General features: G+C 45.6%; 18 protein-coding genes and 2 pseudogenes. 8 read left to right on the top strand and 12 right to left on the bottom strand.

Annotated elements, in window-relative coordinates; all coding sequences use genetic code 11:
- Positions 1 to 28: 28 nt before the first annotated feature.
- Together alsS and R8N46_RS06220 are read left to right on the top strand one after the other, a co-directional pair.
- Positions 29 to 1,732, top strand: coding sequence for an acetolactate synthase AlsS (alsS, locus tag R8N46_RS06225; RefSeq protein ID WP_017633686.1), 1,704 nt, complete (start codon positions 29 to 31; stop codon positions 1,730 to 1,732).
- Positions 1,729 to 2,487: an SDR family NAD(P)-dependent oxidoreductase gene (locus R8N46_RS06220; protein ID WP_047101310.1), complete on the top strand. Its 759-nt coding sequence runs from the start codon at positions 1,729 to 1,731 to the stop codon at positions 2,485 to 2,487. Before alsS ends, R8N46_RS06220 begins: the two co-directional genes overlap by 4 nt.
- A 90-nt stretch (positions 2,488 to 2,577) precedes the next feature.
- Here the strand turns inward: R8N46_RS06220 and R8N46_RS06215 are convergent, their stop codons facing one another.
- Entirely contained in the window at positions 2,578 to 4,491 is a 1,914-nt protein-coding gene (locus R8N46_RS06215) for a BCCT family transporter (RefSeq protein ID WP_064354691.1), read from the bottom strand.
- Between the two features lie 131 nt (positions 4,492 to 4,622).
- Positions 4,623 to 4,931 (bottom strand): TPMT family class I SAM-dependent methyltransferase, encoded by a 309-nt coding sequence (locus R8N46_RS06210; protein ID WP_226083206.1) that lies wholly within the window; start codon positions 4,929 to 4,931, stop codon positions 4,623 to 4,625.
- On the opposite strand from R8N46_RS06210, the pseudogene R8N46_RS06205 reads away from it, so the two are divergent.
- From R8N46_RS06205 to R8N46_RS06195, 3 genes and pseudogenes are all read left to right on the top strand, one after another.
- Positions 4,916 to 5,140, top strand: a pseudogene (locus R8N46_RS06205) (molybdopterin containing oxidoreductase); the annotation flags it as partial. The gene R8N46_RS06210 and the pseudogene R8N46_RS06205 overlap by 16 nt on opposite strands.
- A 76-nt stretch (positions 5,141 to 5,216) precedes the next feature.
- Positions 5,217 to 5,836, top strand: a pseudogene (locus R8N46_RS06200) (c-type cytochrome).
- A gap of 102 nt (positions 5,837 to 5,938) precedes the next feature.
- Positions 5,939 to 6,430, top strand: a complete 492-nt coding sequence (locus R8N46_RS06195) for a hypothetical protein (protein WP_104980559.1) — start codon at positions 5,939 to 5,941, stop codon at positions 6,428 to 6,430.
- A gap of 3 nt (positions 6,431 to 6,433) precedes the next feature.
- Here R8N46_RS06195 and R8N46_RS06190 read toward each other — a convergent pair whose 3' ends face one another.
- The 9 genes from R8N46_RS06190 to R8N46_RS06150 all read right to left on the bottom strand — a co-directional run bounded on the left by R8N46_RS06190 (position 6,434) and on the right by R8N46_RS06150 (position 17,175).
- Complete coding sequence (locus R8N46_RS06190; protein ID WP_115386576.1) at positions 6,434 to 7,030, bottom strand: methyltransferase domain-containing protein; 597 nt, start codon at positions 7,028 to 7,030, stop codon at positions 6,434 to 6,436.
- 136 nt (positions 7,031 to 7,166) lie between these two features.
- Entirely contained in the window at positions 7,167 to 8,369 is a 1,203-nt protein-coding gene (locus R8N46_RS06185) for a phenylacetate--CoA ligase family protein (RefSeq protein ID WP_115386575.1), read from the bottom strand.
- 9 nt (positions 8,370 to 8,378) lie between these two features.
- Entirely contained in the window at positions 8,379 to 9,200 is an 822-nt protein-coding gene (locus tag R8N46_RS06180; protein WP_017633695.1) for an ABC transporter ATP-binding protein, read from the bottom strand.
- Positions 9,201 to 9,280: 80 nt separating this feature from the next.
- Positions 9,281 to 10,525, bottom strand: coding sequence for an ABC transporter substrate-binding protein (locus tag R8N46_RS06175; protein WP_005373285.1), 1,245 nt, complete (start codon positions 10,523 to 10,525; stop codon positions 9,281 to 9,283).
- 45 nt (positions 10,526 to 10,570) lie between these two features.
- Positions 10,571 to 11,638, bottom strand: coding sequence for a branched-chain amino acid ABC transporter permease (locus R8N46_RS06170; RefSeq protein WP_005382737.1), 1,068 nt, complete (start codon positions 11,636 to 11,638; stop codon positions 10,571 to 10,573).
- Between the two features lie 11 nt (positions 11,639 to 11,649).
- Positions 11,650 to 12,543: a branched-chain amino acid ABC transporter permease gene (locus R8N46_RS06165; protein ID WP_005373295.1), complete on the bottom strand. Its 894-nt coding sequence runs from the start codon at positions 12,541 to 12,543 to the stop codon at positions 11,650 to 11,652.
- The gene (locus tag R8N46_RS06160) at positions 12,543 to 14,495 is read right to left on the bottom strand and encodes a long-chain fatty acid--CoA ligase (protein ID WP_005382741.1); all 1,953 of its coding nucleotides are present in this window, start codon (positions 14,493 to 14,495) and stop codon (positions 12,543 to 12,545) included. The genes R8N46_RS06165 and R8N46_RS06160 overlap by 1 nt, the downstream gene beginning before the upstream one ends.
- Positions 14,495 to 15,295, bottom strand: a complete 801-nt coding sequence (locus R8N46_RS06155) for an ABC transporter ATP-binding protein (protein ID WP_005373297.1) — start codon at positions 15,293 to 15,295, stop codon at positions 14,495 to 14,497. Before R8N46_RS06155 ends, R8N46_RS06160 begins: the two co-directional genes overlap by 1 nt.
- Positions 15,296 to 15,537: 242 nt before the next feature.
- Positions 15,538 to 17,175 (bottom strand): electron transfer flavoprotein-ubiquinone oxidoreductase, encoded by a 1,638-nt coding sequence (locus tag R8N46_RS06150; protein ID WP_115386574.1) that lies wholly within the window; start codon positions 17,173 to 17,175, stop codon positions 15,538 to 15,540.
- A gap of 155 nt (positions 17,176 to 17,330) precedes the next feature.
- Between R8N46_RS06150 and R8N46_RS06145 the strand changes: the two genes are divergently transcribed.
- The 3 genes from R8N46_RS06145 (at position 17,331) to R8N46_RS06135 (ending at position 21,124) form a co-directional block, all read left to right on the top strand.
- Positions 17,331 to 18,083 carry an electron transfer flavoprotein subunit beta/FixA family protein gene (locus R8N46_RS06145; protein ID WP_005373300.1) on the top strand — a complete coding sequence of 251 codons (753 nt, stop codon included), beginning with the start codon at positions 17,331 to 17,333 and terminating at the stop codon, positions 18,081 to 18,083.
- Positions 18,080 to 19,006 (top strand): electron transfer flavoprotein subunit alpha/FixB family protein, encoded by a 927-nt coding sequence (locus tag R8N46_RS06140; RefSeq protein ID WP_017820355.1) that lies wholly within the window; start codon positions 18,080 to 18,082, stop codon positions 19,004 to 19,006. The genes R8N46_RS06145 and R8N46_RS06140 overlap by 4 nt, the downstream gene beginning before the upstream one ends.
- 87 nt (positions 19,007 to 19,093) lie before the next feature.
- Complete coding sequence (locus R8N46_RS06135; protein WP_115386573.1) at positions 19,094 to 21,124, top strand: acetoacetate--CoA ligase; 2,031 nt, start codon at positions 19,094 to 19,096, stop codon at positions 21,122 to 21,124.
- A gap of 178 nt (positions 21,125 to 21,302) precedes the next feature.
- Here R8N46_RS06135 and R8N46_RS06130 read toward each other — a convergent pair whose 3' ends face one another.
- Complete coding sequence (locus tag R8N46_RS06130; protein WP_017633701.1) at positions 21,303 to 22,853, bottom strand: alpha-glucoside-specific PTS transporter subunit IIBC; 1,551 nt, start codon at positions 22,851 to 22,853, stop codon at positions 21,303 to 21,305.
- Between the last annotated feature and the right edge of the window lie 7 nt (positions 22,854 to 22,860).

The following is a 22,860-nucleotide window of genomic DNA, read 5'->3' as shown; positions in this document are numbered from 1 at the left end:
AAAGTCAGGCAAATAATAAGGACAACAAATGCAATCCAAACCTTCAAATAAAAATGGAGCTCAGTTGATCGCTCAACAGCTAGAGTCTCTCGGCATTAAGTACATTTTCGGTATTCCCGGTGCAAAAATCGATCGACTGTTCGATGCGATTGAAGACACTAACATCCAAATGATTCCGGTACGCCACGAAGCTAACGGCGCATTTATGGCGGGCGTTATGGGAAGACTAACCGGCAAAGCAGGCGTCACCATGGTTACGTCAGGCCCTGGCTGTGGAAATCTAGTTACGGGGGTGGCAACAGCAAACTCCGAAGGCGATCCGCTGATTGCTATCGGTGGTGCGGTGAAACGAACTGACCAGCAAAAACAAACACACCAGAGCATGGATACCGTCAGTATTTTTCGCTCTATAACTAAGTTCAGTGCTGAAGTGCAGCATGTGGACGCCGCAAGCGAGATCATGGCGAACGCATTTCGTATCGCAGAGTCAGGTCGTCCTGGGGCTTGCTTTTTGAGTCTCCCCCAAGATGTTTTATCCGAGCAAACCCAAACGGACATTATTGTCCCCTCGCCTTACACACAGCCTGGTTGCGCAGACATCGCAGCAATCGAAGAAGCGGTCAGTCGAATCAGTAAAGCAAAGCGCTGTGTGGTTTTACTTGGCCTTCACGCAAGCCGCAGTAAAAACGCTGCTGCTATCGCCCGATTTCTTCAAAATACGCAGCTACCCGTTGTCGGCACTTACCAGGCCGCCGGCACGGTAGACATCAATTACTATCATCACTTTGCTGGGCGTGTCGGTTTGTTTAATAACCAACCTGGCGATGTTTTACTGCGGGACGCCGATTTAATTCTCACCATCGGCTTTAGCCCAATAGAGTATGACCCTGAGCTTTGGAACAGCCACCGCAACCCAGTGATTCACCTCGATATTGAACCGGCAGAATACCAACTTAATTATCAGCCTTGTGTTGAAATCGTCGGAAACATTGCGCAGTCATTAGACAAGATGGGCAGCTATATCTCTGAATATGCCCGCCTTTCCCCAACGGCACTTTCAGTACTGGAAGAGGTAGCACTGCAACGGCAAGTGATCAAAACCTATCCCAATGTCTATCACAAGCAAGGATTTCATCCACTGGCACTGATTAAAGCCATGCAATCTATCATCACACCAGATACCACGCTATGTCTTGATATGGGGAGCTTCCACATCTGGATCGCTCGTTACTTAAGCTGTTTTCGAGCTCGCCAAATGCTGGTGTCTAACGGCCAACAAACGATGGGCGTTGCACTGCCATGGGCCATTGGTGCCAGCCTACTAAAACCTGGTAGCAAAGTGGTATCGATATCAGGAGACGGCGGTTTTATGCAATCGAGCATGGAGTTAGAAACCGCGGTTAGACTGAACTGTAATATCGTCCATATTGTGTGGGTTGATAACGCCTACAACATGGTAGAAATGCAAGAGATCAACAAATATCAGCGCTGCTCTGGTGTGAAATTTGGACCAATTGATTTCAAGGCGTACGCCGAATCATTTGGCGCGAAAGGCTTCGCAGTGACTAGTCAGCACGAATTGCTACCGACATTGAATAAAGCCATGGACGTTGAAGGACCAGCAGTGGTGGCTATCCCAGTAGATTACAGCGACAACGACAAACTGATGTTGCCGCGCACAGAGAAAAATCAAGATCCCGTTTTTGTAAGTTTCGAAGGAGAAATCGCATGAGAGGATTAAAAAATAAAGTCGCACTCGTCACTGGTTCTGCCAATGGTATTGGTTTGGCCATCGCAAAACGTTTGTATGAAGAAGGCGCAAACGTCGCTCTTGCCGATTGGAATGAAGAGCAGTTGGCAAACGCCGTTGAGGGCTTTGATAAGCAGCGTGTGTCTGCACATTCCATTGATGTTTCTGATCCAGACAAAGTCGCAGCACTGATTTCTGATGTTGTTACCCGTTTCGGTAAGCTGGATATTTTAGTAAACAATGCCGGCGTACATGTCCCTGGTACCGTGATTGAAGGTAGTGTGGAAGACTGGAAGAAGATCTCTGGTGTAAACATTGATGGTGTTGTTTATTGCGCGAAGTTTGCTTTACCTGAACTCTTAAAAACGAAAGGTTGTATGGTAAATACCGCGTCCGTTTCCGGTTTGGGTGGTGACTGGGGTGCCGCATTCTATTGCGCGAGTAAAGGTGCAGTGGTGAACCTTACCCGAGCGATGGCATTGGACCATGGTGCGGATGGGGTAAGAATTAACGCCGTATGCCCAAGTTTAGTAAAAACCAACATGACAAACGGCTGGCCGCAGGACATCCGCGATAAATTCAATGAGCGCATTGCGCTTGGCCGAGCAGCCGAACCTGAAGAAATTGCGTCTGTCGTGACTTTCTTGGCAAGTGATGACGCATCTTTCATTAATGGCGTAAACCTACCTGTAGACGGCGGTGCCACCGCATCAGATGGTCAACCTAAAATAGTGTAAGCATTAACACTGATTGAGCAGAATTTTTAACTGTAAGGTATCCACGCAAAAAAAGAGCCGAGTTTGTACTCGGCTCTTGTGTGCCTGTTCTTAAGCCTGCGATGTTGCTAAACCTGCCGACGCGCCGCCTAATAACACATGATTAAATTCCATTCGAGATTCTTGGGCTTGCTCAGACAGTTCTTGTTTCTTCTTTTGAGCCAACTCAAGCGCTTCGGTTAGTTGCTGTAGCTCTGTTTGCATCTCTTCTGGTAAATGATGGTCCGAAAACCCAGATTCACAGCTGTGTTCTAAGGCAAATGCGCGAATTCTCTTACGCATGCTCATCAGGGCCGCCATTGCTTCGCGCTCTTCTTCAGCCGCCTGTTGAGCTAAGTCTTTAAAGCGCTCAAATTTCGCCAAAGCCATTCCCTCTGTTGACCAAGGGTCAATTTCCGGCAGTTCTTCAATGTTAATGGTTGGCTCTTCGTATTCTGCTTGATGTTTAATATCTAGGCTCGCCGCGCGGACAAAGGACACCATCAACATCACCGAGATAACTAACAACGGTAAACCTCCCACGATCGCAGCGGTTTGTAATGTCGATAAACCTCCCATGAACATTAGGACGGTTGGCAGAAAAGACAAAGTAAACGCCCAGAACAAACGGTTCCAGCGCATCGGTTCTTCCGTCACATCATTTTGAACCACAGACGCAAGAATGTACGAGATAGAGTCAAACGAAGTCGCCGTAAAAATGATACACAATAGTGTAAAAACACCAATAACGATTGGCCCTAACGGTAATGTGTCTAACGTTGCAAAAATAGCCGCTGGCGCGCCTGATTCGTTGAGGATTGCAATGACATCAAGCTCACCCGTCAATTGCAACGATAAACCATAGTTACCTAAAACAATGAAGAATAAGAAACAACCTAAAGAACCGTAAAATATAGAACCTACGACCATCTGTTTGATCGTTCTTCCACGCGAGATACGCGCAACAAACAATCCCATACAAGGAGCAAAGACCAACCACCATGCCCAGTAGAAAATAGTCCAGTCTTGCGGGAAGTGTGTATCTGTAAACTCACCATAACCACCAAACGGCTCCGCCCAGGTAGCCATAACAAAGAAGTTAGACAACATACGACCAATTGAATCTAAGCCCGTTTCTAACATGAACACGGTTGGCCCAACGGCAAGTATAAAGAGTAACAAGCCCATCGCACCCCAGAAGTTAATGTTACTAAGGAATTTGATCCCCTTCTCAAGCCCTGCATACGCGGAGTAACCAAAAATAGCAGTACAGAGAAGTAATACAGCCACTTGGCTGAAGGTATTGTTTGGAAGACCGAAGATATGATGTAGACCACCATTGATAAGAGGCGCTGCTAAGCCAAGCGTAGTCGCCGCGCCACCCAACATACCAAAAATAAACAACACATCAATAAACTTGCCAATACCACCGTTTGCACGCTTTTCTCCTAATACAGGCATTAACGCACTAGAGATTTTCAAAACAGGTTGTTTGCGTACATAAAAGAAGTAAGCGATAGGCAGAGCAGGAATAAGGTAAATTGACCAAGCAATCGGTCCCCAGTGAAACAGACCATAAGTCGCGGCCCAGCGAATGGCTTCTTCACTGCCTGCTTCCAACTGAAATGGTGGTGATTGATAGTAGTATGCCCACTCGATACACCCCCAATACAGAATACTTGCGCCAATACCTCCACAAAATAGCATTGCAGCCCATGAGGCGTTACCAAATTCTGGTTGCTCGTCGGCTTCACCAAGTTTGATTTGGCCAAGATCGCTGAACACGGTGTAAATCATAAAACACATTGCTGCGATACCCAGTGCGAGGTATAACACACCAAGCTTATCGGTCATGAAAAATTTGGCCGAAGCTATCCAATCCGCACCTTGTGTGGGAAATAAAATTAAGGGTATAACGACGCTGAGTAAAAGAAAGAGTGAGCCTAAGAAGGTAGGCTTATCGATGAGAGAAAATGATTTGTCCATATTATATATCCTTATATTTTCAAAGGACATGATCCACATTTCTCGCAACTTCGCCAATTCACAACACTTATCGTTACCACAAGAATAATTGTCTTTAAAAGATGCATTATGTGACGCTGATTTTGTATTCATTATTTGATGCCATAGCGTTTAAATACGGCAACTTTTCTGCCACACCATCCAGCGCTCCTACCTTTAAAAACCTCAACACTGTTTGCCACCACTGAGGATTCCACAAGCTTAAACGTCGGTTCTAGATAACCCTCCAACTCCCCACTTCGCAAACAAAATGGAGGGAAGCGAGAGTGGTAATCATCATCTATAACGAAACAACCAATTAACAAACCGTCTCTTGTCAGCAATTTATCCACCATAGCAAAGTAATCTGGCCACTGGTCTCTCGGTAGTGCAGCGAGAAAGGATTGATTTTGGCGCAACATGTATGGATGCCGAACTCGCAGCCCCAGCCAATGACAGCGCTTGGCAGACGTTCAACGCCAAAGTGACATTCCCCCAAGCGGGCTACTACGAAGTTGGGGCAAAGGCGACTGATGACCAAGAGGTGGGCCAACCTTTTGCTATCACATGGAACCCGAAAGGTTACCTCAACAACACCTTCCACCGAATCGCGCTGATTGTTAAGGGTTAAACATGAAGGGGGAATAACAGTGAAAGCAACATCCTTAAATAAGCGGGTTTTCCCGCTCTCGTTTACTTTTCTCGCGCTGTTAAGTTACTCAGCCTTAGCAAACAATGACGAGTTGATAGCCGCAGGCGAACAGCAAGCGATGGTGTGTAAAGCTTGTCACCAGTTTGAAAAATGGAGGAAGTGCTTGTGGGGCTGCCTCTTTGGGGCTTAGCAGAGCGTGATATTGCCGGCTTTACAGGCTTCAATTACAGCGAAGCCATCAAACAGCATCAAGGTCAATGGGACGCAGAAAAACTGGATGCTTTTTTTGGCGTCACCACCAGAGTTTGCTCCGGGCACAAACATGGTCTTTCCCGGCGTAAAAGACCAGGGGGCGCGAGCCGCAATCATTGCATGGCTAGCAACCCAAAACCCTACACGCCACCAGATTGGAATACTGCTTCATCTGAAATGGAGGTCAAATCAGCTGGTGATGGGATATTAGCGCCAGGAGAGAATATGGAACTCGTCGCGGCAGTCTGCTCAGCCTGTCATTCGTTACACATGGTCACACAACAATGACTAAGCCGCCAACGATGAGATGAAACCTTAGACTGGATGATTGAAGAGCAAGGGATGGATGAACTGCCGGGTGATAATCGCGAAGCCATTCTGAAATACCTTTCGACCTATTATGGGGGTAACTCCCGCCTTTAAAACTAACGCTTATTGATATTTTACATACGTATTCTTTCTGTGTGAGTATCCCCTCAACAGGAATAGAGTGAAGTAACCTCTGTTATTTCACAGTATGTATCGATGAGGTTTAAAAGATTGAAGGCAGAAGAGTTTTTTGACAACCATTACCTTTCTATTTGGGTTTTTCTTGTTGGCGTGGCAGTCATTACCTTGATTATGATGGGAGGCGGCATGGCAGTAACGTTGCTGGCAATATTGATTGACCAGTCGTCTGAGCACTTAACTACTGATACTTTCTTGGCTCTAAACTTTTCTTTTGCTGGGGTCATGACTCTACTGCTTGTTATCCCAAGCATGATGATTGTTAGAGGCAAACCTAAAGCGGCAGAAATCAACTTAATCAATATTTACTTTCAGTTCCTTGTTTACGCTCTTGGCCTATTCCTTCTTGAAGATGAACATAAACTTTTTTTTGTTAGTTTTGTACTTTTTCCTATTATCGCTCTCTGGCTCATGGCATCGACCAAATATCATACATTTGTGACTTACTTTTCAGCGATTAAAAAAGAACCAGACAGTTTCCGCGAATACTTTCTAAAGAAGTCTCAGTGACGACTAACGTTTCTGCCACACCATCCATTGTTCTCTGCCTTTAAAAACCTCAACACTGTTTGCCACCACTGAGGATTCCACAAGCTTAAACGCCGGTTCTAGATAACCCTCCAACTCCCCACTTCGCAAACAAAATGGAGGGAAGCGTGATAGGTAATTATCATCAATGACGAAAAAACCAATTAGAAAACCTCCGCTTGGCAATAATTTATCCACCGTCGAAAAGTATTCTGACCACATGTCTCTCGGTAGTGCTGCGAGAAAGGCCCGCTCGTAAATGACATCAAACGAGTGAGAAAAATCGGCATTAAATACATCACCCAATACGACTTTATCTTTGTAGTTACCTAACGCTGATTGCGCCATTTTTACCGCTTCTTGGCTGTAATCCATCGCGATCACGTCATGCCCATATTGAATAAAAGTGCTCAGTTCATAAGCGGCACCACACCCAGGAATAAACACTGACTGGCCTACATGAAGTGAATTGTCGAGATAGTCCTTGAGTTCTTGAGGTGTCGATTGGGCATCCCAAGGCATAGTGCCTCGGATAAACAAATCATCCCAGAATTGTGTGTTAATCATTGGTGCCTGTTTCATTTACCCGCTCCCTGATTGCGGTAGTAAAAAATAAAGGGATACGCAGCGCAATGTGGTATCCCTTTTCTAGCCTTTTGTCTGACGTTGTTAGTTTTTTATGACAACCACTTTCTACTGCACTTATGCCACCAATGAGTTAACTGCGAAGATCATTGATTAACGGCTGCTCCGCTTGGTTCGGTACAAACTGGACATTGCCTTTCAGTTTAGTGACAGACTGGAGTGTTGCTTGAATGTCCTCTGCTGATACATGCACATCATGACAACAGAAAGTAATGGCATCGTTGAAGCCATCGCGTTCAATTTTCAAGGAGCCTTTAATATCGTGGCGACGACAGACTTCTTGGATCTGATGCGGATAAACAAACAGCCCTTTTACTTTCACCGCGGAGTCTGCTCGTCCCATCCAGCCCTTAATTCGTGCATACGTGCGTAGCGAATCCGAGCCCATTTCTAGGTATGCCGATAAATCTCCCGTTGCGTAGCGAATCAGCGGGAACTTCTCATCGAGCGACGTTACAACGACTTCACCGACTTCTCCCGGTTGTACAGGAACACCATCAGGATCAACGATTTCAACAATAATATCTTCGGCAATCACTAATCCTTGTTCACCAGACACTTGATAAGCAATCAAACCAAGCTCTGCACTTGCGTAGGCTTGAAAGACTGCAATGCCTTTGTCCTCAAACATCTGTTGCATGTCTGCTGTAACCGCTTCACCAGAGACCAGAGCTTTCTCAAAGCTAGGCAGCTCATCGTATTTCTCTTGGTACTTTTGTAGCAACGTCAGCAAATACGAAGGTGTGCCAGTGTAACCATTAGGTTGAAGCTGTTTAATTGCCTCTATTTGCGCTTCGGTATTGCCTACTCCAGCCGGAAATACCGCACAGCCACAAGCCCTTGCACCACCATCCATAATAAATCCGCCAGGAGAGAAATGGTAAGAGAGCGTGTTATGCACTAAATCACCCGCACAGAACCCAGCTGCGTGAAACGCACGCCCCATACGCCAGAAATCGGCCTCATCCGTTTGAGCCTCATATAAAGGCCCAGGAGACTGAAAAACACGCGCCATTTGACCAATGGCAACGCTATTTAAGCCACCAAACGGCGGTTTAAGTTGCTGCTGATTAGGTACATTGAACTTACGTGTAATCGGGAACTTAGCAAGCCCTTCACGATTGTTTGCCAATGTAGGCTCTAACCCAGAAAAATGCGCCGCGTAATGTTCGCTATTGACTTTCGAATTTTCAATCAACGTTGGCAGACGTTGAAACAACGACTCTTCTCGCGCCTGTAGAGACAACGATTCTTTCGCATCAAATAGTTCGTTCATCCTTGCTCCTTACAACCAACGCTTACGACGTTTGTAAGATTTCAGATTCTTAAAGCTCTTGCGATCTTCATCGCCGCCGCCAAGGTAGAATTCTTTTACGTCTTCATTGTTTAGCAATTCGTGCTTGCTGCCATCTAGTACGATTTTGCCTGATTCCATGATGTAACCGTAATCGGCCGCTTGAAGAGCGAAGTTGGCATTCTGTTCAACCAAAAGCATGGTAATACCTTGCTCTTTGTTGATCTTGTTAATAATGCTGAATACTTCTTTAACTAGCAGTGGAGAAAGCCCCATAGACGGTTCGTCCAACAAAATCATCTTCGGTCGAGCCATTAACGCTCGGCCAATCGCTAACATTTGTTGCTCACCGCCAGACAAATAGCCCGCCAGGCCAGTGCGCTCTTTGAGTCGCGGGAAATAGTCAAACACCATTTCGATGTCTTGTTCAACTTCGTTGTCAGAGCGTGTATAAGCGCCTAAGCGAAGATTTTCTATTACCGTCATATCTTCAACAATTCGGCGCCCTTCCATAACTTGGAAGATGCCCGAACGGACGATCTCTTCCGGGCTTTTGTTGTCTATACGCTCGCCCATGAAGTTGATTTCGCCGCGCGTCACTTCACCATCTTCGGTTTTCAATAAACCAGAAATGGCTTTCAACGTTGTGGATTTACCCGCACCGTTGGCGCCCAGTAAGGTCACAATCTGCCCTTTTGGAACTTCTAAACTCACACCGCGAAGTACTAGTATTACTTCGTCGTAGACGACTTCAATGTTGTTCACTGAAAGCAGTATTTCTGCCGGTTCGATATTCGTTGCTAATTCAGCCATCAAGCTACTCCTTGCTAGGGTGAGAGTGTTCTCTCACCCATCCTTATTTTCAGTAAGCTTTGTTATTAATAAGTCGTAGATTAGTAACCTAGCCAATCGTCACGACGTGACAACGTCACCTGAGATACTTTCTTAATATCAACTGCGCCGCCATCGTTGTTGCCCATAAAGACGTTCACGGTTGTTGTGCCTCGGTGATCTTCCGGTTTCCAGTTCGCAGGGACACAAACACCTTCTAAGCCTTGTGGTACCCAGTTGTCATGGACATACATGCCCTTCTTGATGTTTTCACCTGTGATACCACCGTTGTCTTTCGCCCACTCCATTGCTTCTTTCATATAGAACGCAGAACAAATACCGCGAATGTAATGGTGAGTTCTGAATTCGCCCGGCTCTGATTCAGACTGCTTAGAAATCTCACGGACCAGCTTCATGCCTTCATTATCGTCTCCCCAAAACGCCGTCATACCTGGGAAAACGTAATCTTTAAGGCCATCGCCTGCTGCTTCAAGCACTGGCTTATCGCCGCCCCAAATGTTTGCCATGTACTGGAACTCTGTCCCAACCGTGTTACAAGACTTCACTAGTGAGATAACCGAGCTACCGATATTAGCAATGTAACCGTAGTTGGTGCCTGACTCTTTCAGCGACAAACATTGCGCTTTGAAGTCCCCTGGTTTTAGTGACACAACGACTGGGTTTTGCACATCAAAACCAAGTTCTTTGGCGTACTCTGCACACGCTTCTTTTGGCGCATTCGGGAATGGATGGTTATCGCCAATGTGCGTAAATTTCGGCGCACCTTGATTGCCCTTAGATTCCCAATCTTCTTTCGCCCACTTAACTAGCGCACGGCACGCATCTGAGTACGACGCACCATAAAAGAAATTATAAGGCGCTGGTTTCGCGGTTTTTGGGTTTTTGCCAGTTGGGTCAGTTAAGTGACCAGAGTAAGAAGCAGAGAACACCGGCACTTTGTCTTTGGTAACAAACGAAATAAGCGCTTCGGTATCCGCCGTACCCCAACCTTGCAGCGCAACCATGTCTTTACGCGCAACCCAACGTTTATAGTTAGAAATCGCCACTGGTACTTTGTACGCCATGTCTACTGTTTCAAATTCGAGCTCGGTACCGTTAATGCCACCGTTTTGGTTAATCCAACGCAATGCGTCTCGCACGCCAGAACCATAAGGCTTGCTCACATAGGCAGTTGGTCCAGAAAAGTCGACTAATTGCCCGACAAACACAGAATCTTTTGCCCAAGTTGCGGTAGTAAACAGTGCAGATGACAGCACCAACGTTGTCGCTAAATGTCCTTTGTTCATAACTCGTTGTCCTTGTTATTGAGGTATATTCCACTTAATTCCACGTTAATATGAGAACGGATAGTGTTTCCAATATGCTCGAATCTGTTGCCAGCGATGCGATAATCCTTGAGGTTCGAAAATAAGGAACAACATGATGACTAAACCAATCGCCATCTCTTTGAAGTAAGCCAGACCATCAGTGAAAGCGGTGGTATCACCAAACGCTGAAAGCCCCGTTACGCCAAACTCCAAAACTTCAGGCAGCAATACGATAAATATCGTCCCCATCAATGTGCCTTTGACTGAACCCAAGCCACCAATGATGATCATTGCCAAGAACTGGATAGACATCATGATGGTGAAGCCTTCTGCTGATACAAACCCTAGATAATGTCCGTAGAGTGCCCCCCCGATGCCTGCATAGAATGCACACACTCCAAATGAGAGCAGACGATACTTGGTTAGGTTGATGCCCATGATCTCTGCTGATAGATAGTGATCTCGTACTGAGACAAACGCGCGACCGTCACGAGAACGGATTAAGTTTGATGCCCACATATACATGAAGATCAGCGCAAACAGAGCGATGTAGAAGAAGCTTTCGTCAGTCGTAAACTCAAAGCCAAACAAATTAATTGGGTTCGCGCTAGCACCGTATGAGCCGCCACTGAACCAATCTGCGCGAGCAAAGAAGTCCTCTAGAATAAACTGCGCCGCCAACGTTGCGATAGCTAGGTATAAACCTTTAATTCGAGCAGCTGGCAGACCAAACAGCATCCCCACAATCATGGTTAAGTAACCCGCGAGCGGAATCGCAAACACGACTGGAATGTTAAACTGGTTATTTAGCCAAGCCGATGCAAAGGCGCCAAAGCCAAAGAACGCACCGTGACCTAGCGAGATTTGTCCGGTAAAACCAACCAAAATGTTTAAGCCCAATGCCGCGATACCGAGGTATGCAATCTGAATAAACAGGTTTAGGAAGTAAATATCCAAGACCAGCGGTGCTGCCAGCATGGCGATGACACCTGCAATCGCAAGGCTTCTGATGGTTTTGGTTTCAAAAATTGGCGTATCGCTTTTGTATGTGGTTCGAAAATCCCCACATGGGCGCATGCTAAGTTGAGCCATGTTATTTCTCCTTAAATACGCTCAATATCTTTGGTACCAAACAGGCCATATGGCTTGAAGGCAAGAATGATTAACAGCACATAGAATGGTGCGATGTTGTACAGGTTACCCACTTGCAGGTATTGGCTATCAAAAAACTCAGCCAAGTTTTCTAGCACCCCGATGGTAATACCACCGACAATTGCGCCGACTACCGAGTCTAAGCCACCTAAAATAACGGCTGGGAAAACTTTGATACCAATAATGGATAGCGCGTCAGATACGCCGTTAACGATACCGATAACAATCCCTGCTGTTGCAGATACCATTGCCGAAATGGCCCAACTGATGGCGAACACTTTCTTGATGGAAATGCCAAGACTCTGGGCTACTTGCTGGTTGAATGCCGTTGCGCGCATTGCCAGACCCATTTTGCTGAATTTGAAGAACCAGTAGAACGCGCCCATGATGAGCATTGAGAAGATCAAGCTCAGAATGTAAGCAAACTCAACATTCAAACCTCCGATATTCACCACGTTAGTTTCGAACACTTGCGGGTACGACACAGCAGAGACACCGAATATCCACTTCATCAGCGCTTGGAAAAACATCGATAGACCAATGGTCACCATGATCACAGAGATAATCGGTTCACCAATCAACGGTCTGAGCACAATGGTTTGCACGGCGATACCAAAAATCATCATGAACGCGAGCGTGAGTAAAAAGCCTATAAAAAACGGTAACTGTAGGTGTACCAATGCCGCCCAACATACCCATGCGCCAATCAACAAGAACTCACCCTGAGCAAAGTTGACCACCTGGGTCGATTTGTAAATCAATACAAAGCACATGGCGACAACGCCATACAACATGCCAACGATCACGCCATTAATGACGAGTTGCAGTAATAAATCCGTATTCACTATGCGATCCTCCGTTGTTCGCTATCCACTAGTGTTGGCTCATGCTCAATAAGCGTTTCAATAACTAGCGACGTTTGAATGCGTGTTTTGGTGCCATCTTGATAAGTGATCACCGTATCGACATCGACTTTTGGATCGTCGCTGTAGATGGTTTCGATGATGTCTCCGTATTTCTCTGCAACCACACCACGGCGTACTTTACGTGTGCGAGTTAGCTCTCCATCGTCGGCATCCAGCTCTTTGTAAAGTAGAATGAATTTGCTGATCTTCTGTGCATCCGGTAGGGATTCGTTCACTTTTTGAACTTCTTCACGAATCGCTTGGTACACTTCTGGTTGAGCAGATAAGTTGGTGTAGTTGGTAAATGCCAAGCCGCGTTGCTCTGCCCACTTCGCGACGATCGCATAGCGAATACAGATGATGGCAGACAGCCAAGGTCGACCTTTACCTACCACCACGGCTTCTGCAATAAACGGCGAGAACTTGAGTTTGTTTTCGATAAACTGTGGCGAATAACGGTCGCCATGGCTGGTTTCCGACATATCTTTCAGACGATCAATCACCACCAAGTGACCGGAATCTTTAAAATAGCCCGCATCGCCTGTGTGCATCCAACCATCTTGAACATCTTCATCATATGCTGCTTGGTTGTTTAAGTAGCCAGTAAACATGCCTGTACTTTTCGCGATGATTTCACCAACGCCATTGCTGTCCGGGTTGATGACTTTCACTTCTGCATTATCAAACGCAACACCAACGGAATCGTAATCCACATCATCCGCTTGGTGCACGGTGTATGCGCCACACATTTCGGTCTGACCATAAAGCTGCTTAAGTGGCACACCAATAGCTTGTAGGTAACGGAAAGTATCCGGTCCCATCGCCGCACCGCCGGTTGCCGCAGATGTCAGGTTCGAAAACCCTAAACGGTCACGCAGAGCACGCAGAAGAATCCATTCAGCCAACTTAGAGCGTTTGCCCTGCTCCAGCGCTTTGTTGGCTAAGCTCATGCCCAGTTTGTACATCTTTTGCTTAAACGGTGTCGAATCCATCATTCGTGCAGACACGTCTGCCACAATGTTTTCCCACACACGTGGCGCTAACAGCACAAAGTTTGGACCGATTTCACGCAAGTCGGACATCATGGTTTCTTGTTCTTCCACAAAGTTAACGATTTGACGAGAAATCAACGCCTGACCAACCACGTAAACCTGCTCCATAATCCAAGGCAAAGGCAGAACAGAAACATAGTTGTCGCCTGGGGAACGAGGGTCTGCACGCAAGTAAGCCGCACAGTGATCCAAGAACGTGCCACTGTGTAGCTGAGCCAATTTTGGTTTAGAAGTCGTACCCGACGTAGTACAAAGAATTGAAAGATCGCTGCCTTTGGTTTCAACAACCATATTGAGATATTTGTCTGGGTCCGCTTTATCAATCAGCTGACCTTTTTTGTAGACCTGTTCAACATCAATTAATCTTGGATCATCGTATTTACGCATTCCACGAGGATCGCAGTAAATAATGTATTCAACGCTAGGAATTTCATCACCAAGCTCAAGCAGCTTGTCGCATTGCTCTTCATCTTCGGCAATCACGACTTTTGCTTTGGCATAGTTGATAAGGTACGCCACCTCTTCGTGCATAGAATCTTGATAGATGCCCAGCGAGAAACCTTTGATCGCATGTGCCGCTAACTCGCCCCATACCCATTCCGGGCGGTTATCACCTAGCAAACCAACGACATCTTGCTCACCAATACCTAAATCTTGTAGTGCCAGTGCCATCCACTTGACGCGGTTTTCATAATCCTTCCAAGTGAACTCTCGCCATATACCAAACTCCTTTTCACGCATTGCGACTTGTTCGGGCCAGTTCTTGGCATTGTGTTGCAACACTTTTGGAAAGGTATCTAAGCGGGTTATATCTGCCCAATCATTATGTTGCTGTGCCATTATGCACTCTCCTCTAATGTCGGTAACTCTTCGCCTAAGTACGCTTGTTTCACATGTGGGTTGGCCATCACTTCTTCAGGCTCACCCGTAGCAATGTGTTTACCGAAATCCAAAACCAAAACGCGATTAGAGATGTCCATGACCACGCCCATGTCGTGCTCAATCATGATGATCGTGATATCTAATTCTTCATTCAGATCCATGATGTAACGTGCCATGTCTTCCTTTTCTTCCAAGTTCATTCCTGCCATTGGTTCATCAAGCAGCAATAACTTAGGTTTTAAGGCAATGGCACGAGCAAGCTCTACACGCTTACGTAAGCCGTAAGATAGGGTGCCTGCAGTCGCTTTTCGGATGTGCTGGATTTCTAGAAAATCGATCACGTCTTCCACATATTTGCGGTGCGCCATCTCTTCTTTCTGCGCATTAGAGAACCAATAGAGTGGCCCCGTGACGAAGTTGTTTTTTAGTAGGTGGTGTCGGCCAACCATGATGTTGTCCAGTACCGACATGTGAGAAAAGAGCGCTAAGTTTTGGAAGGTTCTTCCCAACCCTAACTCAGCTCGTTGGCTAGGTGTCCGTTTAGTTACATCATCTCCAGCGAAGATTACAGAGCCTTTGTTTGGTGTGTATCGACCAGAGATGCAATTGAGCATTGAGGTTTTACCTGCACCGTTTGGGCCAATGATTGAAAAAATTTCCTTTTCATTCACATGGAAGCTCACGTCAGTTAAAGCTTTCACCCCACCAAAAGCCAATGAAATATCGTTTACCTGCAACAGAGGCGATTCCGATACCATAGTTGATCTCCCTTTCGTTATTTTAAGTGCGTTCCATTGAGCACTATTTGATCAAACCTAACTTTGATACTGGTAACCGCTTTTACACCTATGCATCAACTTTGCATTCAGTTTACGTAAACGTCAATTTAAAATCAGAATAGTGCCTGAAAGATTAAGTTGCAATCGAGTTCATCGAGAAAGATTTGAACTAACGCAAACTTTAAGTAAATAAATTGTTAATAAAAATTATTCTCAAACGCTTACATATTTGGATAGTTCGGACCACCACCACCTTCTGGTGGAGTCCAGGTAATATTTTGACTTGGATCTTTGATGTCGCAGGTCTTACAGTGGATACAGTTGGCCGCATTTATTTGAAGCTCTGGCTGCTGCTCCCCCTGTACGATTTCATACACACCAGCCGGACAATAGCGCTGTGCTGGCTCTGCATATAATTCAAGGTTCTGCTCAATAGGAATCCGCTGGTTCTCCAGTCGTAAGTGGCATGGTTGATCTTCCTCATGGAAGATATTGGATAGATAAACAGAAGAGAGGCGATCGAAACTTAACACGCCATCAGGCTTCGGATAGACAATTTCATTGCTGTTTTCCGCCAATAACAGAGACTGATGATCAGGCTTATCACAGCGGATATGCCACTTAGCTTTGCCTTTTAATACGTTATGTTCCAGCAGCGCTAAACCACCGCCCAGCCACGATCCAAAGCGGTGAATACCACTTGAGAAGTTACGTGCTTGATAAAGCTCTTCATACAGCCAAGACTGTTTGAAATGCTTTTGATAATCAGCAGTAACTGACTGACTCTCAAGGGCTTCACATACTGCTTCAGCGGCAAGCATGCCAGATTTCATTGCGGTGTGTGTGCCTTTGATTTTAGCGCCGTTAAGTGTTCCTGCATCACAGCCAATTAACAAGCCACCAGCAAACTGCTGCGTGGGAAGCGAATGAAAGCCGCCCTTGGTGATCGCTCTCGCGCCATAGCTAATACGCTTCCCATTTTTGAGGTATTGCTCAATCAACGGGTGGTGTTTAAAACGTTGAAACTCATCAAATGGACTCAAGTGCGGATTCTTATAATTCAAGTCAACAATCAACCCGACGGCAACTTGGTTTCCCTCTAAATGGTAGAGATAACTGCCACCTGTGGCTTCGTTTGATAACGGCCAGCCTAATCCGTGCACTACTAAACCTTGCTGATGCTGCTCTGATGGGATTTCCCACAGCTCTTTAAAACCGATAGCGTAATGTTGAGGAGTTTTCTCTTCAGCAAGATTAAATCGGTTAATCAACTGCTTACCAATATGCCCCCGTGCGCCTTCAGCAAATAAAGTAAACTTCGCTCGCAGTTCAATACCAGGTTCGAAATTTCCTTTTTGTTCACCATTTTTATCTAATCCCATATCGCCCGTGATCACGCCACAAACACGACTATCTTCATCGATGATCGCTTGACTGGCGGTAAAACCTGGGTAGACCTCCACCCCCAAGTTCTCAGCCTGCAACGCCATCCATCGGCATAGACTGCCCAAACTTATGATGTAATTACCTTTGTTATGTAACGTATTAGGCACCGCCCAAGAAGGCAGTTCATGACCATTGATGTCATTGCCTAGATAGTAGGTTTTATCTTGGTTTACTTTGGTATTGAGCGGAGCGCCTTTCTCTTCCCAGTCGGGAAAAAGCTCATCCAAACTCCGCGTTTCAAACACCGCACCCGATAAAATATGCGCTCCAACTTCAGAACCTTTTTCTACCACGCAAACAGAGAGGTCTTGTTTTTTTTCTGCTGCTAATTGTTTGATTCGGCATGCCGCAGACAAACCTGCGGGACCAGCGCCTACAATCAGAACATCAAATTCCATGCAGTCTCTTTCCATGATTGCATTCCTTTTTCTTTGCATGTTGCCAACTTGTTAATCAACAATATATTTAAAGTTGACGCAAACGTAAAGGTAAATTAACATCATTTTAAAGACGTCATCACATCGTCTTCACTGTAAACACATAGTCTTCACTGTAAAAGGAATCTAACGTGAAAATACTAGTGCCAATCAAAAGGGTCATTGATCCCTACGTTAAAGTTCGCGTGAAAGCGGACCATAGCGATGTTGAAACCAATAACGTCAAGATGACGATTAATCCATTTTGCGAAATAGCCGTTGAAGAAGCCGTACGACTAAAGGAGCAAGGTATTGCAGATGAAGTCATCGTTGTCAGTGCCGGCGGTAGCCAGTGTCAGGAGCAACTACGTACTGCGCTTGCGTTAGGTGCCGATCGCGCTATTCATATCGATACTGAAGACAAAATAGAGCCATTGGTCGTCGCTAAGCTGCTCAAAGCTCTGGTTGAGCAAGAACAAGCACAGCTTGTGATTACGGGTAAACAATCCATTGATACGGACAACAACCAAGTGGCTCAGATGCTGGCCGCCCTACTTGACTGGCCTCAAGCAACTTTCGCTTCCGACGTGAAGATAGAAGATCAAAAAGTTCAGGTCGTGAGAGAAGTGGACGGCGGCTTGATGACGGTCGCGATGAACTTACCTGCGGTGATCAGTACTGACTTACGCCTGAATGAACCGCGTTTTGCCTCTTTGCCTAATATCATGAAAGCTAAGCGCAAGCCGTTAGATACCATCACACCTGACAGTCTGGGTGTTGAAGTGGTATTTAGCCAAACCATTCAAGAAATCACACCGCCAGCGCAAAGAAAAGGTGGCATCAAGGTTGAATCTGTCTCAGAGCTTCTCGATAAGCTGCGTAACGAAGCGAAGGTGATTTCATGAAGAACTTAATCATAGCAGAGCATGACAATAACCAATTGCATGCTGACACACTCAAAGTGGTTAATGCAGCAAAACAAGTCAGCCAAGACAATGTTTTGATCGTAGTGGGCCACCAGTGTGAAGAAGTCGCTCAGCAAGCTTGTCGCGTTGATGGTATATCAAACGTAATTTGTGTCGATGATGAGCAACTTAAGCATCAATTTGCCGAGAGTATCGCACCTATTGTAGTGAGTATTGCTGAAGGTTTTGACGCAATCTGGGCTAGCTCATCATCAAAAGGGAAAGACCTTGCACCTCGAGTAGCAGCGAAGTTCGGCGTTGGGCAAATTTCCGATATTGTCCAAGTTATCGATGAAAACACTTTTATCCGCCCTATTTACGCAGGAAACGCATTTGCCAAAGTGACCACCAGCGACAAGGTTCGCGTCATCACCGTGCGCGCGTCTGCGTTTGAGCCGGTTACTTGTCACAACCAAGCTGATATTAAGCATCAGCAGGTAACTATCTCAGCTCCAATGGTTGAATTGGTTTCTGTCGATAAAACCGTGTCAGAGCGCCCTGAATTAAGCGCGGCAGAGGTGGTTGTGTCAGGTGGACGCGGGGTCGGTAGCAAAGAGAACTTCGCGTTGATCGAACAAGTGGCCGATAAACTAGGTGCTGCCATTGGCGCTTCTCGCGCGGCGGTTGATGCCGGGTTTGTTGCCAACGACTTACAAGTGGGTCAAACCGGTAAAATCGTTGCACCTAAGCTTTATATAGCGGTTGGGATTTCCGGTGCCATCCAGCATCTTGCAGGAATGAAGGAATCCAAAGTGATTGTCGCGATCAACAAAGATCCAGAATCTCCTATCTTTGAAGTTGCCGACTATGGATTGGTTGGTGATTTATTTGAGGTACTACCTCAGCTTGCCGAACAACTTTAAACGATCAGTTAAGGGGCGAACACTGCTATGTTCGCCCCTTTATTTTGTTTTTGGTCATATTCAAAAGAATTGAAATTAGAGGGACCTATGCCAAATTCTGCACCTATTTGGTCACCATCTGCTGAGCGCGTCAGCAATAGCAACTTATTACGGTTCATCGAAAAGGTTAATAAAGACAAAGCCGAAGGTACCGTAATCAACAATTACACGTCTCTACACCAGTGGTCCATTGAGCACAATGATGAATTTTGGCGACATACTTGGCAGTTTTGCAACGTAATCGGAGATATAGGTTCGCAAATCAAGAGCCTTGGCAGTCCCAAATGGACACAAACAGGTTCTAATCATCACCATGTAAATAGAGACACAGTATGGTTTGCTGACGCCACGCTGAACTACGCAGAGAACCTCCTATCTCAGGCTGAGCAATCACCAGAGCGTGAGTTTATTGTTTTTAGCAATGAAAGCGGTGAACACCGACAACTCACCGGTAAACAGTTGCTTAAACAAGTTTCTGCCATTCAACAATGGCTACTCAATTGTGGTGTCGGTAAAGGCGATGTCGTTGCGGGTTATTTGCCCTACCTTCCTGAAACCGTTATTGCCATGCTGGCCACCACCAGTCTTGGTGCCATTTGGACTTCAACCTCTCCTGATTTTGGTATCGATAGCGTCGTAGAGCGTTTTGGTCAGGTCAAACCGAAAGTTCTTTTTTGCTGTGATGGCTACCAGTTCGGAGGCAAAGCTTTCGATATGACGGACAAGAACACCACTCTTAGTAGTAAGTTAAGCAGTGCCTCCGAAGAGACTACTATTAGCGTATGCCAAATCGAATATTTACAAAACGCTGAGAGTGCTAGCACTTCTGAGTTTGTTTCTTGGTCCGATATTACTCACCACTTTTCTCCACAATCAATTCAATATCAACCAACGCTGTTTAATGACCCGTTATTCATTTTGTATTCTTCTGGTACAACAGGTCAACCTAAGTGTATTGTCCATTCCGCAGGCGGTACCTTGCTCAATCACCTCAAAGAACATCAACTGCATTGCGACATCAAATCGCAAGACAAGGTTTTCTACTACACAACATGTGGTTGGATGATGTGGAACTGGCATGTTTCCGCTCTTGCGAGTGGTGCAGCCTTAGTGATTTACGACGGTAGTCCGGTTTACCCTGATCACTCCGTCTTATGGCAATTAGCAGAAGAACATAGCGTGTCGCTGTTTGGTACTTCAGCGAAATACTTAGAAGCACTGGAACAGGCAAACTGCTCTCCAAAACTAGAACATAACCTGAAGTCACTCAAAACTCTTTGCTCAACTGGTTCGGTGCTTTACCCAGAACAATTTAGTTATGTCTATCAGCACATCATGCAGGACTTGCATCTCGCTTCTATCGCTGGCGGCACGGATATTTGCGGATGCTTTGTACTTGGAAACCCTATTTCACCAGTTTACAAAGGTGAATGCCAAGGCGCAGGGCTGGGAATCGATGTGCGTGTTTTGGACGACGAGGGAAAAACCATTACACAGCAACGCGGCGAACTAACTTGCAATAACTCGCTACCTAACTTCCCTATTGGCTTCTGGCACGACAACGGCGAACTTTATCACAACGCTTATTGGAGCAAGTTTACCGATATCTGGCACCATGGCGACGATGTGATGCAAACCGAACATGGCGGCTTTATTTTTTATGGCCGTAGTGACGCAACCTTAAATCCAGGCGGCGTACGCATCGGTACCGCTGAAATCTATCAGAAAGTGAACGCGTTACCCGAGGTTGAAGACTCCATCGCTGTCGGCAAGTTAAACCAGCAGTCTGAAGAAATCTGGTTACTAGTAAAACTCGCTCACAACGTCGAGTTAACCCAACAACTCACCGATTCAATTCGCCAAACATTGAAAACAAAATGTTCACCGCGCCATGTCCCACGACAAATTTTTGCTATCAGTGATATTCCTAAAACGCGCTCAGGCAAATTGGTTGAGCTAGCAGTGAAACAATTGGTAAACGGACAAGCTGTAAAAAACATTGGTGCTATTGCTAACCCAGAAGTGCTGGAAGAAATTAAAACGCTTTTCAACATAGAAAGTGGCGCCACTGTCACTTAGAGACTCAACAAGTCTTCCAACAATACAGACGGGTATAACCTAACTGTATTTTTAGCTCGCTCAATAACTCCTCCCCACTTTCGTGGAAACTGCGCGAAATATGCTTCATGTACACAAAAAAGGTGAGATAATTCTATCTCACCTTTGAGCCATATGAGCTGGAGCATTAGTTTGGGGGTTAAGCTTTTATCAGTTGGCTCATATCTTCGCGAACTTGTGGCACCGTTAAACCAACGATGATTTGAAGGCTCTCTTGATTTCTAACAATATTCACCGCTCCGTGCTGTGTGAAAAATGCGTTCTCCTTTACAAGAGAGACATCTTTAACTTTAACACGCAAACGCGTCGCGCAATTAGTTAACAATTCAATGTTTTCTTTTCCACCCAGACCTTCAATAAAGGCACTAGCTTGTGACGGACTTGCGCTACTGTTATGGACCGCTTTCGCTTCTTTGTAGTCAGCTTTGGAATACAACTTACTATCTGCACCTTCACGTCCCGGAGTAAGTATGTTGTATTTTAAAATAAGCGCGCGAAACGTAACAAAGTAAACACCAGTAAACATGAGACCAATAATAATCTGAATCACGTATGTTCCTGCATGGTTACCAGCCAAAGGCAACCAGTTTTGGAAAATGAAGTCTATCAAGCCAGTCTGAAAGTTACCGGAAACACCAAACATAAAGGCGATCGTTGCCATTGTCGCAGATAACAACGCATGCAAAGCAAACAGCGCAGGTGCGATAAATAAGAATGTAAACTCTATTGGTTCGGTTATCCCTGTAAGAATTGCTGTGATTGCGGCTCCGAGCACTAACCCCATCACCATCTTTTTATTTTCTTTTTTCGCAACTGAATAGAGTGCTAGTGCGATACCCGTACAACCAAACACTTTACCCATTCCCGTCAACATCAAACCACCCTGAGGAAATTGTGTCGTTAAACTTTCCGAGCTCTGGGCGAATGTCTGTATATTTTGAATCCAATAGGCAACCGTTCCGCCATCGACTGCAACTGGCCCATAAAAAACGGGACCATATACGAAATGATGCAACCCCGTTGGTATCATGATTCGCTCTAAAAACGTAAATAGCCATACCCCTAACGATCCAGCAGAAACCAAAAATGATTGCAGATTGTTAATACCATGCTGAATACTTGGCCAAGTCAAACAAGTTAGAATTGCCATCACGACCATAATGGGGAAACTAATGATCACAACCAATGGCGTTCCGCCAAATACAGCCGCCCAATCCGGTAGCTTTTTATCAAAGAATCGGTTGTGAACCCAAACAGAGAGACTTGCAATTAAAATGGCACCTAGTAAGTTGGTATCAAGCGTTAGAATGCCACCAACTTCAGTCAAACCTCGCTCACCTTCCGTATAGTTCACGCCCAGTTCTGGTCCCCAAAATTGAAGGATTCCACCAATAACGTAGTTAAACGTAATGTAGGAAACGAGTGTTGCAAGTACAGCGCGACCAGATGCTTTTTTAGCTAAAGCGATAGGTAACCCAACGGCAAAAATAAGTGCCATATTTTTAAATACAGCGAGAGATGCCTGTAAAATGATCGTCGAGACTTTAACCCAAGCACTCCCCTCTAGTGCCCAAGGAAACACTTCTTGATTTAACAGCACAACAGAGAAACCCAATAACATGCCCGCTGCTGGAAATAATAGAACGGGAACAAACATCGCGGCTCCGAACCTTTGAATAATGTCTTTCATATAAACC

The organism is Vibrio sp. 1874 (assembly GCF_033344395.1).
Lineage (GTDB): Bacteria > Pseudomonadota > Gammaproteobacteria > Enterobacterales > Vibrionaceae > Vibrio > Vibrio alginolyticus.
This window is presented reverse-complemented; position numbering and strand designations above follow the sequence as displayed.

What these genes read in the sequence shown, in the direction of transcription:
- alsS (WP_017633686.1), top strand. Translation starts at nt 29, where the DNA reads ATGCAATCCAAACCTTCAAATAAAAATGGAGCTCAGTTGATCGCTCAA.
- R8N46_RS06220 (WP_047101310.1), top strand. Translation starts at nt 1,729, where the DNA reads ATGAGAGGATTAAAAAATAAAGTCGCACTCGTCACTGGTTCTGCCAAT.
- R8N46_RS06215 (WP_064354691.1), bottom strand. Translation starts at nt 4,491, where the DNA reads ATGGACAAATCATTTTCTCTCATCGATAAGCCTACCTTCTTAGGCTCA.
- R8N46_RS06210 (WP_226083206.1), bottom strand. Translation starts at nt 4,931, where the DNA reads ATGTTGCGCCAAAATCAATCCTTTCTCGCTGCACTACCGAGAGACCAG.
- R8N46_RS06195 (WP_104980559.1), top strand. Translation starts at nt 5,939, where the DNA reads ATGAGGTTTAAAAGATTGAAGGCAGAAGAGTTTTTTGACAACCATTAC.
- R8N46_RS06190 (WP_115386576.1), bottom strand. Translation starts at nt 7,030, where the DNA reads ATGAAACAGGCACCAATGATTAACACACAATTCTGGGATGATTTGTTT.
- R8N46_RS06185 (WP_115386575.1), bottom strand. Translation starts at nt 8,369, where the DNA reads ATGAACGAACTATTTGATGCGAAAGAATCGTTGTCTCTACAGGCGCGA.
- R8N46_RS06180 (WP_017633695.1), bottom strand. Translation starts at nt 9,200, where the DNA reads ATGGCTGAATTAGCAACGAATATCGAACCGGCAGAAATACTGCTTTCA.
- R8N46_RS06175 (WP_005373285.1), bottom strand. Translation starts at nt 10,525, where the DNA reads ATGAACAAAGGACATTTAGCGACAACGTTGGTGCTGTCATCTGCACTG.
- R8N46_RS06170 (WP_005382737.1), bottom strand. Translation starts at nt 11,638, where the DNA reads ATGGCTCAACTTAGCATGCGCCCATGTGGGGATTTTCGAACCACATAC.
- R8N46_RS06160 (WP_005382741.1), bottom strand. Translation starts at nt 14,495, where the DNA reads ATGGCACAGCAACATAATGATTGGGCAGATATAACCCGCTTAGATACC.
- R8N46_RS06155 (WP_005373297.1), bottom strand. Translation starts at nt 15,295, where the DNA reads ATGGTATCGGAATCGCCTCTGTTGCAGGTAAACGATATTTCATTGGCT.
- R8N46_RS06150 (WP_115386574.1), bottom strand. Translation starts at nt 17,175, where the DNA reads ATGGAAAGAGACTGCATGGAATTTGATGTTCTGATTGTAGGCGCTGGT.
- R8N46_RS06140 (WP_017820355.1), top strand. Translation starts at nt 18,080, where the DNA reads ATGAAGAACTTAATCATAGCAGAGCATGACAATAACCAATTGCATGCT.
- R8N46_RS06135 (WP_115386573.1), top strand. Translation starts at nt 19,094, where the DNA reads ATGCCAAATTCTGCACCTATTTGGTCACCATCTGCTGAGCGCGTCAGC.
- R8N46_RS06130 (WP_017633701.1), bottom strand. Translation starts at nt 22,853, where the DNA reads ATGAAAGACATTATTCAAAGGTTCGGAGCCGCGATGTTTGTTCCCGTT.